This window comes from Cellulomonas carbonis, assembly GCF_014636275.1.
Taxonomy (GTDB): domain Bacteria; phylum Actinomycetota; class Actinomycetes; order Actinomycetales; family Cellulomonadaceae; genus Actinotalea; species Actinotalea carbonis.
The window spans coordinates 1-522 of the sequence record NZ_BMEB01000062.1 but is presented as its reverse complement, the minus strand read 5'-3'; the positions used below and the strand labels follow the sequence as shown (position 1 = coordinate 522).

1 pseudogene is annotated in these 522 nt (G+C 39.5%); it reads left to right on the top strand.

From position 1 onward, the window contains the following. A pseudogene (gene yncB, locus IEV86_RS17705) lies at positions 1-386 on the top strand (endonuclease YncB); the annotation flags it as partial. Positions 387-522 lie beyond the last annotated feature (136 nt).

Here is a 522-nt window from a genome sequence, read left to right as displayed (position 1 = left end):
ACGGAAAGAAAGACACAGTTCGCTACTTGCTCGTTGATACACCTGAGACGAAGAAACCAAATTCTTGTGTTCAACCATACGGTGAGGATGCGTCGAAACGAAATAAAGAATTGGTCAACAGCGGTAAGCTACAGCTGGAATTTGATAAAGGCGATCGCAGAGATAAGTATGGAAGACTGTTAGCATACGTTTATGTTGACGGCAAATCTGTTCAAGAGACATTATTGAAAGAGGGATTGGCCAGAGTAGCATATGTATATGAGCCTAACACAAAATACATAGACCAATTCAGACTAGATGAGCAAGAAGCAAAATCAGATAAACTGTCAATTTGGAGTAAGAGCGGTTATGTGACGAACAGAGGATTTAATGGCTGTGTGAAATAGAAAAACACTGTTTGTTAAAAAAAGCAGCAAACCTAGCAGAATGCAGTTTCCAAAGAATGAGAAAGAGATGATGGAGAGTCTAGTTCCATTCTGCTTAACAAGCTAAAATCATGCAACTAGCCTGTAAAATTTCCGC